Below are 14212 nucleotides of genomic sequence, written 5' to 3' on the forward strand. Positions count from 1 at the left end.
CCAGTCCTTCGTCGGGCGGACCTATCCGCCCACCCCGCCGTACGAAGTCGGCCGGGAGAAGATCCGCGAGTTCGCCGAGGCGGTGGGCGACCCGAATCCGGTGTACGTCGACCCGGAGGCAGCCAAGGCGTTCGGCCACAGCGATGTGATCGCGCCGCCGACTTTCGTCTTCTCGATCACCTTCAAGGCCGCCGGGCAGGTGGTGCAGGATCCGCAGCTGGGACTGGACTACAGCCGGGTGGTGCACGGCGACCAGAAGTTCGCCTATGCGCGCCCCGTCCGGGCGGGGGACCGGCTGACGGTCACCTCGACGATCGAGGGCATCAAGTCCTTGGCGGGCAACGACATCCTGGACATCCGCGGCGAGGTCCATGACGAGTCCGGTGAACATGTCGTGACCGCGTGGACGAAGCTGGTGGCGCGCGCCGCCGAGGAGGCGTGATGACGGCGAAGGTCGCATACGAGTCGGTCGAGGTCGGTACGGAGCTGCCGGCACAGTCCTTCAAGGTGACCCGGGCGACGCTGGTGCAGTACGCGGGCGCCTCCGGTGACTTCAACCCGATCCACTGGAACGAGAAGTTCGCCCGAGAGGTCGGGCTGCCGGACGTGATCGCGCACGGCATGTTCACCATGGCCGAGGCGATCCGGGTGGTCACGGACTGGGTCGGTGACCCGGGTGCGGTCGTCGAGTACGGGGTGCGGTTCACCAAGCCGGTCGTCGTGCCGAACGACGACGAGGGCGCCCTGATCGAGGTCGGAGCCAAGGTCGCCGCCCTGCTGGACGACAAGCAGGTGCGGGTGGACCTGACGGCCATGAGCGAGGGCAAGAAGGTGCTGGGCATGTCCCGCGCCGTGGTGCGGCTCGGCTGAGGCCGTACCGCGCGACAGGGGGCGAGGGGCACGGTCCACGGGGCCGTGCCCCTCATCCGCGCCCGCGGACCGGTTGCCCGCGGTGGCCGAGGAGCTTGCCCCGTCGCCGCCCGAGCCGCGGTTCCACGTGTACGGTCCGTGCCCCACCCGAGCCGTGGGGGCGCGGACCGTACCCTTGTCCCCGTGCAGGAACTCCATGACGCCCCCCTCGCCCCCCTGACCACCTTCCGGCTGGGCGGCCCCGCCTCCCGCCTCCTCACGGCGACCACCGACGCCGAAGTGATCGAAGCCGTGCGCGAGGCCGACGGGAGCGGCACCCCGCTCCTCGTCATCGGCGGCGGCAGCAACCTGGTCATCGGCGACAAGGGCTTCGACGGCACCGCCCTGCGTATCGCGACCAAGGGCTTCGCGCTGAACGGTACGACGCTGGAGCTCGCCGCCGGTGAGATCTGGACGGACGCCGTGGCCCGCACCGTCGAAGCCGGCCTCGCGGGCATCGAGTGCCTGGCCGGAATCCCGGGCTCCGCGGGTGCGACACCGATCCAGAACGTCGGCGCGTACGGCCAGGAGGTCTCCGCCACCATCACGGAGGTCGTCGCCTACGACCGGCGCACCGAGGAAACGGTCACCATCCCGAACGCCGACTGCGCGTTCGCGTACCGGCACAGTCGTTTCAAGGCCGAACCCGACCGTTTTGTGGTGCTGCGTGTCCGCTTCGAGTTGGAGGATGCGGGCGGTCTCTCCGCGCCGCTGCGGTACGCCGAGACGGCCCGCGCCATGGGCGTCGAACAGGGCGAGCGGGTGCCCGCGGCGGCCGCCCGCGAAACGGTGCTCGCGCTCCGCGCCGGCAAGGGCATGGTGCTGGACCCGGAGGACCACGACTCCTGGTCGGCGGGCTCCTTCTTCACCAACCCGATCCTGGAGGAGGTGGAGTACGAGGCGTTCCTCGCCCGAGCCGAGGACCGGCTCGGCCCCGGGACGACGCCCCCCGCCTTCCCCGCGGACGGGGGACGCGTCAAGACCTCGGCGGCCTGGCTCATCGACAAGGCCGGTTTCACCAAGGGATACGGCGCCGGACCGGCCCGTATCTCCACCAAGCACACCCTCGCCCTCACCAACCGCGGCGATGCGACCACCGAGGACCTCCTCGCGCTCGCCCGCGAGGTCGTCGCCGGGGTCCGCGAGGCCTTCGGCATCACGCTCGTCAACGAACCGGTGACGGTCGGCGTGAGTCTCTAGTGCCGAGGCAGGCAACGTTTGCCCGTCAACGGCGTCCGGTGCGGCGAGAGTGCGTGCCGGGCGTCGCGACGGGGCGAACGTTGCCTGCCGCGACCCCGGCCCTGATCCGCCGGACAGGCCCTAGCCCGCGGGCTTCGCCAGCCAGTCGTCCACGCCCGCCAGCAGCTCCGCCCGGACCGGGTCGGGTGCGGCGGAGCCTCGTACCGACTGCCGGGCCAGCTCCGCGAGCTCCTCGTCCGTGAACGCGTGATGGCGCCGCACGAGGTCGTACTGCGCGGCCAGCCGGGAACCGAAGAGCAGCGGATCGTCCGCGCCCAGCGCCATCGGCACCCCGGCCTCGAACAGCTTGCGCAGGGGTACGTCGGCGGGCTTCTCGTAGACGCCCAGCGCCACGTTCGACGACGGGCAGACCTCGCAGGTCACCCGGCGCTCCGCCAGCCTGCGCAGCAGCCGCGGGTCCTCGGCGGCCCGTACGCCGTGCCCGATCCTGGCCGCGTCGAGATCGTCCAGGCAGTCCCGCACGCTGGCGGGGCCGGACAGCTCGCCGCCGTGCGGCGCCGCCAGCAGCCCGCCCTCGCGGGCGATGGCGAAGGCCCGGTCGAAGTCCCGGGCCATTCCGCGCCGCTCGTCGTTGGAAAGGCCGAATCCGACCACTCCCCGGTCCATGTACCGCACCGCGAGCCGGGCGAGCGTCCTGGCGTCCAGCGGATGCTTCATCCGGTTCGCCGCGATCACCACCCGGATCGGCAGCCCCGTCTCGCGCGAGGCGCTGTCCACCGCGTCCAGGATGATCTCGATCGCCGGGATCAGCCCGCCGAGCAGCGGGGCGTACGAAGTGGGGTCGACCTGGATCTCCAGCCAGCCGGAGCCGTCCGCGACGTCCTCCTGGGCCGTCTCACGCACCAGCCGCTGAATGTCCTCGGGGGCCCTGAGACAGGACCGGGCGATGTCGTAGAGCCGCTGGAAGCGGAACCATCCGCGCTCGTCCGTGGCCCGCAGCTTGGGCGGTTCGCCGCCGGTCAGGGCGTCCGGCAGGTGCACGCCGTACTTGTCGGCGAGTTCGAGCAGGGTCGTCGGCCGCATCGACCCGGTGAAATGCAGGTGCAGGTGGGCCTTGGGCAACAGCCGTACATCACGCTCCATCCCAGGATCCTGCCCCACACGTGGGGTCGAGCGGTAGCCGCTTTCCCCATCGGGTTGACGCCCGAACGCGGAAGCGACCCCCGGCCGGAGCCGGGGGTCGCTTCCGAAGGTGCGGGATGCGCTACGCCTTGGCCTCGCCCAGCAGCTTCTGGATCCGTGAGACGCCCTCGACGAGGTCCTCGTCGCCCAGCGCGTACGAGAGGCGGAGGTAGCCCGGCGTACCGAAGGCCTCGCCCGGCACGACCGCGACCTCGGCCTCGTCCAGGATCAGCGCCGCCAGCTCGACGGAGGTGGCCGGGCGCTTGCCGCGGATCTCCTTGCCGAGCAGCTCCTTCACCGAGGGGTACGCGTAGAACGCGCCCTCGGGCTCCGGGCACAGCACCCCGTCGATCTCGTTGAGCATCCGCACGATGGTCCGCCGGCGCCGGTCGAAGGCGGTACGCATCTCGGCGACCGCGTCCAGGCTTCCGGAGACGGCGGCCAGCGCGGCGACCTGGGCCACGTTGGAGACGTTGGACGTGGCGTGCGACTGGAGGTTGGTCGCGGCCTTGACGACGTCCTTCGGGCCGACGATCCAGCCCACCCGCCAGCCGGTCATCGCGTACGTCTTGGCGACACCGTTGACCACGATGCACTTGTCGCGCAGCTCGGGCACGATCGCGGGCAGCGAGGTGAACTTCGCGTCGCCGTAGACCAGGTGTTCGTAGATCTCGTCGGTCAGCACCCACAGGCCGTGCTCGACGGCCCAGCGGCCGATCGCCTCGGCGTCGGCCTCGCTGTACACGGCGCCGGTGGGGTTCGACGGCGAGACGAACAGGACGACCTTCGTGCGCTCGGTGCGCGCCGCCTCCAGCTGTTCCACGGAGACCCGGTAGCCGGTGGTCTCGTCGGCCACGACCTCCACCGGGACACCGCCGGCCAGCCGGATCGACTCGGGGTAGGTGGTCCAGTACGGGGCGGGGACGATGACCTCGTCGCCCGGGTCGAGAATCGCGGCGAAGGCCTCGTAGATGGCCTGCTTGCCGCCGTTGGTCACCAGAACCTGCGAGGCGTCGACCTCGTAGCCGGAGTCGCGCAGCGTCTTCTCCGCAATGGCGGCCTTGAGCTCCGGGAGGCCTCCTGCCGGGGTGTAGCGGTGGTACTTCGGGTTGCGGCAGGCCTCGATCGCGGCCTCGACGATGTAGCCGGGGGTCGGGAAGTCGGGCTCACCGGCACCGAAGCCGATCACCGGACGGCCGGCGGCCTTGAGAGCCTTGGCCTTGGCGTCGACGGCGAGAGTGGCGGATTCGGAGATCGCACCGATGCGGGCGGAGACCCGGCGCTCGGAGGGGGAAGTTGCAGCGCTCATGGCCCCATGGTCCCAGACCGCGATCCCCGTCGGCGCAGGGGTTTCAGGGACCGGACACGACTCGGACAGCATGCGGACAACAAGCGACCAGGAGCGGTCTGGAGCTATCTGTTCGACGTCGGGCCGCTGAGCACGTACACTCACCTGTCGTTGGCCTTCACCAGCCGCACCGTTCCTGCACCGGAAGCATCCGGGGAGATGCGGTAGGTTGGTGGAAACCACAAAGGGTCGTAGCTCAATTGGTAGAGCACTGGTCTCCAAAACCAGCGGTTGGGGGTTCAAGTCCCTCCGGCCCTGCTACACACTCCTTCGCCAGGATGTGTGCGCATGTACGTACTTCAATGCACCGCCGTGCGGCTCCACCGGGCGCGGCACGGCCATGACCCGGAATCAGGTGAGAAGCGTGACGGACGCCGTGGGCTCCATCGACATGCCTGATGCCGAGGATGAAGTACCCGAGTCGAAGAAGAAGACCCGGAAGGGCGGCAAGCGCGGAAAGAAGGGCCCTCTGGGTCGCCTCGCGCTGTTCTACCGCCAGATCGTCGCCGAGTTGCGCAAGGTCGTCTGGCCGACCCGTAGTCAGCTGACGACGTACACCAGCGTGGTGATTGTCTTCGTCGTCGTCATGATCGGTCTGGTTACCGTGATTGACTTCGGATTCCAGCGGGCCATCAAGTACGTCTTCGGCTGATCCCGCGGAGGGCGCCTCATGGGCGCCCCTTTCGCATGTTCCACCCATTTGTAATCCAGGAAGAAGCAGCCACCGTGTCTGACCCGAACCTGAACGACGCCGACGAGCCGACGGCGGGCGCCTTCGAGTCCGCCGAGGACGAGCTCGACATCGTCGAGGCGGCGGACGCCGAGGAGCCGGACCAGGCCGAAGCTGCCGACGCCGCCGCTGGTGAGCCCGCCGAGCAGGCCGCCGTGCACGACGACGACGAGGAAGAGGCCGCGGAGGCCGACGCCGAGAGCGACGAGGAGGAGGCCGAGCAGGCCGCCCCCGTCGACGCCGTCGCCGCCCTGCGTGACGAGCTGCGCGGCCTGCCCGGCGAGTGGTACGTCATCCACACGTACGCCGGCTACGAGAAGCGCGTGAAGGCCAACCTGGAGCAGCGCGCCGTATCGCTCAACGTCGAGGACTTCATCTACCAGGCCGAAGTGCCCGAGGAAGAGATCGTCCAGATCAAGAACGGCGAGCGCAAGAACGTCCGCCAGAACAAGCTCCCGGGCTACGTCCTGGTGCGCATGGACCTGACGAACGAGTCCTGGGGCGTCGTCCGCAACACGCCCGGCGTCACCGGCTTCGTGGGCAATGCCTACGACCCGTACCCGCTGACCCTGGACGAGATCGTCAAGATGCTCGCCCCGGAGGCCGAGGAGAAGGCCGCCCGCGAAGCCGCTGAGGCCGAGGGCAAGCCGGCTCCGGCCCGCAAGGTCGAGGTCCAGGTGCTCGACTTCGAGGTCGGCGACTCGGTCACCGTCACCGACGGCCCGTTCGCGACGCTGCAGGCGACGATCAACGAGATCAACGCCGACTCGAAGAAGGTCAAGGGCCTCGTCGAGATCTTCGGCCGCGAGACCCCGGTGGAGCTCAGCTTCGACCAGATCCAGAAGAACTAGCGGCTTCCGCCCGTTCCTGGACACATGCCTACCGAGCAGGTCAGACCGGCTGAGAAGCCCGTCTGACCTGCTCGGTTTTTGGTCGCGCAGCTATACCCGTTATCGTTGCGCGGTATGCCTCCATCCGGATGAACGGACGGCGGCGAAACACTCTCACTAGGACCCGGAGAGAGCAATGCCTCCCAAGAAGAAGAAGGTCACGGGGCTTATCAAGCTCCAGATCAACGCTGGTGCGGCCAACCCGGCCCCGCCGGTCGGCCCCGCGCTCGGTCAGCACGGCGTCAACATCATGGAGTTCTGCAAGGCCTACAACGCCGCGACCGAGTCGCAGCGTGGCATGGTCGTGCCGGTGGAGATCACGGTCTACGAGGACCGCTCCTTCACCTTCGTCACCAAGACGCCGCCGGCCGCCAAGCTGATCCTCAAGGCCGCGGGCGTGGAGAAGGGCTCCGGCGAGCCGCACAAGACCAAGGTCGCCAAGCTCACGGCGGCCCAGGTCCGCGAGATCGCCACGACGAAGCTCCCCGACCTGAACGCCAACGACCTCGACGCCGCGTCGAAGATCATCGCCGGCACCGCCCGTTCCATGGGCATCACGGTCGAAGGCTGATTCAGCCCCTCACGTCCTCAGTGGTAGGGCCAAGCGCTGGCCCGCACCACGACTCCACACTCTGAAACCACAGGAGTAGCAGTGAAGCGCAGCAAGAACCTCCGGGCTGCGGACGCCAAGGTCGACCGGGAGCGCCTCTACGCCCCGCTCGAGGCCGTCCGTCTCGCCAAGGAGATCGCGACCACGAAGTTCGACGGCACTGTCGAGGTCGCCTTCCGTCTGGGTGTCGACCCCCGCAAGGCCGACCAGATGGTCCGTGGCACCGTGAACCTCCCGCACGGCACCGGCAAGACCGCCCGGGTCCTGGTCTTCGCGACCGGTGACCGTGCTGCGGCCGCGGAAGCCGCGGGCGCCGACATCGTCGGCGCCGACGAGCTCATCGACGAGGTGGCGAAGGGCCGTCTGGACTTCGACGCCGTCGTCGCCACCCCGGACCTCATGGGCAAGGTCGGCCGCCTCGGCCGAGTGCTCGGTCCGCGTGGTCTGATGCCGAACCCGAAGACCGGCACCGTCACCCCCGATGTCGCCAAGGCTGTCAACGACATCAAGGGCGGCAAGATCGAGTTCCGCGTCGACAAGCACTCGAACCTGCACTTCATCATCGGCAAGGTCTCGTTCGACGACACCAAGCTGGTGGAGAACTACGCAGCGGCGCTGGAGGAAGTCCTCCGTCTGAAGCCGTCCGCAGCCAAGGGCCGCTACATCAAGAAGGCCGCCCTGACCACCACGATGGGCCCCGGCATCCCGCTGGACGCCAACCGCACCCGTAACCTCCTCGTCGAGGAGGACCCGGCCGCCGTCTGAGCCCTCGCGCTCGGCAGTACGCCGCGTCACGTGTGACATTGACGGGCCCCGCAACCTTTCGAGGTGCGGGGCCCGTCCTCGTATCCGTATCGCCGAAGGCTGTGTCGGAGCCGTGCGTTAGCGTGAGGCCCCGACAGAGCCGAACGAGGGGTGGAAGCTGATATGAGGACCAGTACCGTGCGACGCGTGTGTCTGTCGGTGGCAGTGGCGGCGACGCTGACGTCGGTCGCGGCCTGCAGCGGATCGGACAGCGGCAAGAGCGACAACAAGGGCAGCGGCGTCGTGAAGGCCGACCCGATCGCCGCGCTGCTCGACGTCCAGAAGAAGACCGGTGGGCAGAGCTCGGCGAAGGTCGAGGGCACCACCCAGATGGGCACCACCATGTCCATGAAGCAGACCGGCACCATCGACTGGACCGACGGTCTCACCGGCGCCATGGAGATCACGTACACCGGCGGCAGCATGGCGGACGCCATGAAGCAGACCGGCGGCAACGGCACGATGCAGGCCCGCTACTTCAAGGACGGCTACGTCGTCAACATGGGCGACGGCTTCGCGCAGCAGACCGGCGGCAAGCACTGGATCAGCTACGACTACGCCGACCTCGCCAAGATGGCGGGCGCCTCCGGCGAGGCCATGAAGCAGCAGATGCAGAACACCACCCCGGACCAGGGCGTGAAGTCGCTGCTCGCCTCCGGCGACGTGAAGAAGGTCGGCAAGGAGGACGTCCGGGGCGTCTCCACCACGCACTACTCCGGCACCGTCGATGTCGCCGCCCTGACCGCGAAGAACTCCGAGCTCGACGCCGACCAGCTGGAGCAGCTGAAGAAGCAGCTGAGCGACGCCGGCATCACCACGGAGACGGTCGACATCTGGGTCGACGACAACGACCTGCTGGTCAAGAAGACCGAGCGCGGCCAGATGAAGACGGGCGAGCTCAATTCCACGGTGTACTACAGCGACTACGGTACGAAGGTCTCGGCCGAGCAGCCCCCGGCCTCCGACACGGTCGACTTCACCGAGCTCCTGAAGCAGCAGCAGGGAACGGGTTCGGGCGCGTCCTGACCGTCCCGGGCCGCCCGGAGCGGGACGGATTTGCTCAGCGCGACCACGGTCGCGTACTCTCCTACAGAAGCCAAAGACCGCTGGTCGTTGCTGTGCTCTCGCAAGAGGGAACAGCGACCGAAGGATCCGTTGAGCACGGGCGACCTGCGCAGGTGACTGTGGAAAGCTCCCGGATATCGTTCGGTCGAGCTACGCCCTGGCGCCCGCGCCGGGGCGTTTCGTCTTTCCCGGCCCCTTCTGAGCGGTCCTCATCACCCGGAAGGAGGCCGACGCTCATGGCAAGGCCCGACAAGGCTGCCGCGGTAGCCGAGCTCGCGGACCAGTTCCGCAGCTCGAACGCCGCCGTGCTGACCGAGTACCGGGGTCTCACCGTGGCGCAGCTCAAGACGCTGCGTCGTTCGCTCGGTGAGAACGCCCAGTACGCCGTGGTGAAGAACACGCTGACCAAGATTGCGGCCAACGAGGCCGGGATCACTTCGCTGGACGACCACTTCACTGGTCCGACGGCGGTTGCCTTCATCACCGGTGACCCGGTGGAGTCGGCGAAGGGTCTTCGTGACTTCGCCAAGGAGAACCCGAACCTGATCATCAAGGGCGGTGTCCTTGATGGCAAGGCGCTGTCCGCCGATGAGATCAAGAAGCTTGCGGACCTCGAGTCCCGCGAGGTTCTGCTCAGCAAGCTGGCCGGTGCCTTCAAGGGCAAGCAGTCTCAGGCTGCTCAGCTCTTCCAGGCGCTGCCGTCGAAGTTCGTCCGCACCGCGGAGGCGCTTCGTGCCAAGCAGGCCGAGCAGGGCGGTGCCGAGTAATTCGGCTCGCGCATTGATCGCCGCCCGCCAGGGCGACGGTCGCAGCGGGCCGAACGTACGCCCGCCTACATGTACATCCGGCACCAGCCGAATTAGTGGAAGGACGCCATCATGGCGAAGCTGTCCCAGGACGACCTGCTCGCGCAGTTCGAAGAGATGACCCTCATCGAGCTCTCCGAGTTCGTGAAGGCCTTCGAGGCGAAGTTCGACGTCACCGCCGCCGCCGCGGTCGCCGTTGCTGCCCCGGGTGCCCCCGGTGCCGCTGCTGAGGCCGTCGAGGAGCAGGACGAGTTCGACGTCATCCTCACCGGCGCCGGCGAGAAGAAGATCCAGGTCATCAAGGTCGTGCGTGAGCTGACCTCGCTGGGCCTGAAGGAGGCCAAGGACCTCGTCGACGGCACCCCGAAGCCGGTCCTCGAGAAGGTCGCCAAGGAGGCCGCCGAGAAGGCTGCCGAGTCCCTCAAGGCCGCCGGCGCTTCCGTCGAGGTCAAGTGACTCAGGGAGTCTGCTGACTCCTTCTGACGCCCCCTGCCGCACGGCACGGACGTCATCACACGAAGGGCGATCACCCATCCGGGTGGTCGCCCTTCGGCGTGCCCGAGGCTGCTGCCTTGCTCTTCCAGCGGTGACGAGTATGGTGATCTTCGCCGTTGCCTCTCCGTGGCGGCCGACCGGCGCCGGGAGGCGGTCGGGTGAGGACCTCGGGGCTCCGTCCCCGCAGGGGGGCCTTGACGAACCGCACGCGGCGCGCAATTCTCAGGACGCGTCGTCACATCGATCCGAATTCGAGGCATGGATCGTGGGAGAAGCGGGCAGTAAAGAAGAGCGCACCACGCGCAAGGGCTAGCCATAGGTGTTGAGAACAGCTGTTGAGAGCAACGTGGGTCTCTGAGAACCCCGACTGGACATCAGTGTGCCGTTTGGCTACACTGACCCTTTGCGCTGCCTGTTAGCTGCCCCCTGCCCGTCACCAGGGGCATGCCCTCGCTTCAGCATCGATGACTGAACGTCTCTGACCTGGCCTTTTCGGTCGAATCAGGAATTGACTGTCACCGTGTCCGGCTTGGGACCGGTACGCGCGTAGTGAGTCCGAGCCCTCGGAAGGACCCCCTCTTGGCCGCCTCGCGCAACGCCTCGACCGCGAATACGAACAACGGTGCCAGCACCGCCCCGCTGCGCATCTCCTTTGCAAAAATCAAGGAGCCCCTCGAGGTTCCGAACCTCCTCGCGCTGCAGACCGAGAGCTTTGACTGGCTCCTCGGCAATGCCGCATGGAAGGCTCGCGTCGAGGCTGCTCTGGACAGCGGACAGAACGTCCCGACCAAGTCCGGCCTGGAAGAGATCTTCGAGGAGATCTCGCCGATCGAGGACTTCTCCGGGTCGATGTCGCTGACTTTCCGCGACCACCGCTTCGAGCCCCCGAAGAACTCGATCGACGAGTGCAAGGAGCGCGACTTCACGTACGCCGCCCCGCTCTTCGTCACCGCTGAGTTCACCAACAACGAGACCGGCGAGATCAAGTCCCAGACGGTCTTCATGGGCGACTTCCCGCTCATGACCAACAAGGGCACCTTCGTCATCAACGGCACCGAGCGTGTCGTCGTGTCGCAGCTGGTCCGCTCGCCGGGTGTCTACTTCGACTCCTCCATCGACAAGACGTCCGACAAGGACATCTTCTCCGCCAAGATCATCCCGTCCCGGGGTGCCTGGCTGGAGATGGAGATCGACAAGCGCGACATGGTCGGTGTGCGCATCGACCGCAAGCGCAAGCAGTCCGTCACCGTTCTCCTGAAGGCTCTCGGCTGGACGACCGAGCAGATCCTGGAGGAGTTCGGCGAGTACGAGTCGATGCGCGCCACCCTGGAGAAGGACCACACCCAGGGCCAGGACGACGCGCTGCTCGACATCTACCGCAAGCTGCGTCCGGGCGAGCCGCCCACCCGTGAGGCCGCTCAGACGCTGCTCGAGAACCTCTACTTCAACCCGAAGCGCTACGACCTCGCGAAGGTCGGCCGCTACAAGGTGAACAAGAAGCTCGGCGCCGACGAGCCGCTGGACGCCGGTGTGCTCACCAGCGACGACGTCATCGCGACGATCAAGTACCTGGTCAAGCTGCACGCCGGTGAGACCGAGACGGTCGGCGAGTCCGGCCGCTCGATCATGGTCGAGACCGATGACATCGACCACTTCGGCAACCGCCGTATCCGTAACGTCGGTGAGCTGATCCAGAACCAGGTCCGTACGGGTCTCGCCCGTATGGAGCGCGTCGTGCGCGAGCGCATGACCACCCAGGACGTCGAGGCGATCACGCCGCAGACCCTGATCAACATCCGGCCGGTCGTCGCCTCCATCAAGGAGTTCTTCGGTACCAGCCAGCTGTCCCAGTTCATGGACCAGAACAACCCGCTGTCGGGCCTGACGCACAAGCGTCGTCTCAACGCCCTCGGCCCGGGTGGTCTCTCCCGTGAGCGGGCCGGCTTCGAGGTCCGTGACGTGCACCCGTCGCACTACGGCCGCATGTGCCCGATCGAGACGCCCGAAGGCCCGAACATCGGTCTGATCGGCTCGCTGGCCTCCTACGGCCGGATCAACGCGTTCGGTTTCATCGAGACGCCGTACCGCAAGGTCCTCGACGGCCAGGTCACCGACGAGGTCGACTACCTGACCGCCGACGAGGAGGACCGCTTCGTCATCGCCCAGGCGAACGCGCCCCTCTCCGAGGAACTGCGCTTCGTCGAGCCCCGCGTCCTGGTCCGCCGCCGTGGCGGAGAGGTCGACTACGTGTCTGCCGCGGACGTCGACTACATGGACGTCTCGCCGCGCCAGATGGTGTCCGTCGCGACCGCGATGATCCCCTTCCTGGAGCACGACGACGCCAACCGTGCCCTCATGGGCGCGAACATGATGCGTCAGGCGGTGCCGCTGATTAAGTCGGAGGCCCCGCTCGTCGGTACCGGCATGGAGTACCGCTGCGCCACCGACGCCGGCGACGTGCTCAAGGCCGAGAAGGACGGTGTGGTCCAGGAGGTCTCCGCGGACTACATCACCGTCACCAACGACGACGGCACGTACACCACGTACCGCATCGCCAAGTTCATGCGCTCCAACCAGGGCACCTCGGTCAACCAGAAGGTTGTCGTCTCCGAGGGCGACCGGGTCGTCGCCGACCAGGTCCTCGCCGACGGTCCGGCCACCGAGAACGGTGAGATGGCCCTCGGCAAGAACCTGCTCGTGGCGTTCATGCCGTGGGAGGGTCACAACTACGAGGACGCGATCATCCTGTCGCAGCGCCTCGTGCAGGACGACGTCCTCTCCTCGATCCACATCGAGGAGCACGAGGTCGACGCCCGTGACACCAAGCTCGGCCCGGAGGAGATCACCCGGGACATCCCGAACGTCTCCGAGGAGGTCCTCGCCGACCTCGACGAGCGCGGCATCATCCGTATCGGTGCCGAGGTCGTCGCCGGTGACATCCTCGTCGGCAAGGTCACGCCCAAGGGTGAGACCGAGCTGACTCCCGAGGAGCGTCTGCTCCGCGCGATCTTCGGTGAGAAGGCGCGCGAGGTGCGCGACACCTCGCTGAAGGTGCCGCACGGTGAGATCGGCAAGGTCATCGGCGTCCGCGTCTTCGACCGCGAAGAGGGCGACGAGCTGCCGCCGGGCGTGAACCAGCTGGTCCGCGTCTACGTCGCGCAGAAGCGCAAGATCACCGACGGTGACAAGCTCGCCGGCCGTCACGGCAACAAGGGCGTCATCTCGAAGATCCTGCCGATCGAGGACATGCCGTTCCTGGAGGACGGCACCCCGGTCGACATCATCCTCAACCCGCTGGGTGTCCCGTCCCGAATGAACCCGGGACAGGTTCTGGAGATCCACCTCGGCTGGCTCGCCAGCCGCGGCTGGGACGTCTCCGGCCTCGGTGACGAGTGGGCCAAGCGCCTGCAGGCCATCGGCGCCGACCAGGTCGCCCCCGGCACCAACGTCGCCACCCCCGTCTTCGACGGTGCGCGCGAGGACGAGATCTCCGGTCTCTTCGAGGCCACGATCCCGAACCGCGACGGCGACCGCCTGGTGCAGCCCTCCGGCAAGGCCAAGCTGTTCGACGGCCGCTCCGGCGAGCCGTTCCCGGACCCGGTCTCGGTCGGCTACATGTACATCCTCAAGCTGCACCACCTCGTCGACGACAAGCTGCACGCTCGTTCGACGGGCCCGTACTCCATGATCACCCAGCAGCCGCTGGGTGGTAAGGCCCAGTTCGGTGGACAGCGATTCGGTGAGATGGAGGTGTGGGCCCTTGAGGCATACGGTGCCGCATACGCCCTCCAGGAGCTCCTGACGATCAAGTCCGACGACGTGACCGGTCGCGTGAAGGTCTACGAGGCCATCGTCAAGGGCGAGAACATCCCTGAGCCGGGCATCCCTGAGTCCTTCAAGGTGCTCATCAAGGAAATGCAGTCGCTCTGCCTCAACGTGGAGGTGCTGTCCTCGGACGGCATGTCCATCGAGATGCGCGACACCGACGAGGACGTCTTCCGCGCGGCGGAGGAGCTCGGTATCGACCTGTCCCGGCGCGAGCCGAGCAGCGTCGAAGAGGTCTGACGGGTTGGCCGGCCGGATCCCCGTGATCCGGCCGGCTCTCCCCGGACCCGTTCAGACCATTGCTGAAGTGCCCCGATTTCTCGCCTGACGCGAGGGGGCTCGAACCCC

At 67.6% G+C, this 14212-nt stretch carries 13 protein-coding genes and 1 tRNA gene; 12 read left to right on the plus strand and 2 right to left on the minus strand.

From position 1 onward, the window contains the following. The 3 genes from ACWCQ6_RS21185 to ACWCQ6_RS21195 form a co-directional block, all read left to right on the plus strand. Positions 1-442 (plus strand): FAS1-like dehydratase domain-containing protein (locus ACWCQ6_RS21185; protein WP_451091360.1); only part of this gene is annotated, 442 nt, incomplete at its 5' end. Further along, a complete protein-coding gene (locus tag ACWCQ6_RS21190; RefSeq protein ID WP_451091362.1) occupies positions 442-870 on the plus strand; it encodes a MaoC family dehydratase in 429 nt (142 codons plus the stop codon). The genes ACWCQ6_RS21185 and ACWCQ6_RS21190, both read left to right, overlap by 1 nt. Before the next feature lie 183 nt (positions 871-1053). Beyond that, positions 1054-2109, plus strand: coding sequence for a UDP-N-acetylmuramate dehydrogenase (locus ACWCQ6_RS21195; protein ID WP_451091364.1), 1056 nt, complete (start codon positions 1054-1056; stop codon positions 2107-2109). A 120-nt stretch (positions 2110-2229) separates the two neighbouring features. Here the strand turns inward: ACWCQ6_RS21195 and ACWCQ6_RS21200 are convergent, their stop codons facing one another. Continuing rightward, positions 2230-3252, minus strand: coding sequence for an adenosine deaminase (locus ACWCQ6_RS21200; RefSeq protein WP_451091366.1), 1023 nt, complete (start codon positions 3250-3252; stop codon positions 2230-2232). A gap of 121 nt (positions 3253-3373) precedes the next feature. Then, positions 3374-4600: a pyridoxal phosphate-dependent aminotransferase gene (locus ACWCQ6_RS21205; protein ID WP_451091368.1), complete on the minus strand. Its 1227-nt coding sequence runs from the start codon at positions 4598-4600 to the stop codon at positions 3374-3376. A 224-nt stretch (positions 4601-4824) separates the two neighbouring features. Here ACWCQ6_RS21205 and ACWCQ6_RS21210 point away from each other — a divergent pair. The 9 genes from ACWCQ6_RS21210 (at position 4825) to rpoB (ending at position 14104) form a co-directional block, all read left to right on the plus strand. Beyond that, positions 4825-4897 (plus strand) — tRNA-Trp (locus ACWCQ6_RS21210). Between the two features lie 106 nt (positions 4898-5003). Further along, positions 5004-5291: a preprotein translocase subunit SecE gene (gene secE / locus ACWCQ6_RS21215; RefSeq protein WP_451091370.1), complete on the plus strand. Its 288-nt coding sequence runs from the start codon at positions 5004-5006 to the stop codon at positions 5289-5291. A gap of 74 nt (positions 5292-5365) precedes the next feature. After that, positions 5366-6220 (plus strand): transcription termination/antitermination protein NusG, encoded by an 855-nt coding sequence (gene nusG, locus ACWCQ6_RS21220; protein WP_451091372.1) that lies wholly within the window; start codon positions 5366-5368, stop codon positions 6218-6220. Positions 6221-6395: 175 nt separating this feature from the next. After that, a complete protein-coding gene (rplK, locus tag ACWCQ6_RS21225; RefSeq protein ID WP_006126872.1) occupies positions 6396-6830 on the plus strand; it encodes a 50S ribosomal protein L11 in 435 nt (144 codons plus the stop codon). 81 nt (positions 6831-6911) lie between these two features. Continuing rightward, positions 6912-7634, plus strand: a complete 723-nt coding sequence (gene rplA, locus ACWCQ6_RS21230) for a 50S ribosomal protein L1 (RefSeq protein ID WP_451091374.1) — start codon at positions 6912-6914, stop codon at positions 7632-7634. A gap of 162 nt (positions 7635-7796) precedes the next feature. After that, on the plus strand, positions 7797-8699 hold the full coding sequence (locus tag ACWCQ6_RS21235) for a hypothetical protein (RefSeq protein WP_451091376.1): 903 nt from the start codon (positions 7797-7799) through the stop codon (positions 8697-8699). A gap of 275 nt (positions 8700-8974) precedes the next feature. Continuing rightward, positions 8975-9505 (plus strand): 50S ribosomal protein L10, encoded by a 531-nt coding sequence (gene rplJ / locus ACWCQ6_RS21240; protein ID WP_451091378.1) that lies wholly within the window; start codon positions 8975-8977, stop codon positions 9503-9505. A 111-nt stretch (positions 9506-9616) separates the two neighbouring features. Then, complete coding sequence (gene rplL, locus ACWCQ6_RS21245) at positions 9617-10000, plus strand: 50S ribosomal protein L7/L12 (protein ID WP_362440680.1); 384 nt, start codon at positions 9617-9619, stop codon at positions 9998-10000. A 618-nt stretch (positions 10001-10618) separates the two neighbouring features. After that, positions 10619-14104, plus strand: coding sequence for a DNA-directed RNA polymerase subunit beta (gene rpoB / locus ACWCQ6_RS21250; protein WP_451091380.1), 3486 nt, complete (start codon positions 10619-10621; stop codon positions 14102-14104). Positions 14105-14212: the final 108 nt, after the last annotated feature.

Source organism: Streptomyces sp. NPDC001880, from assembly GCF_053594575.1.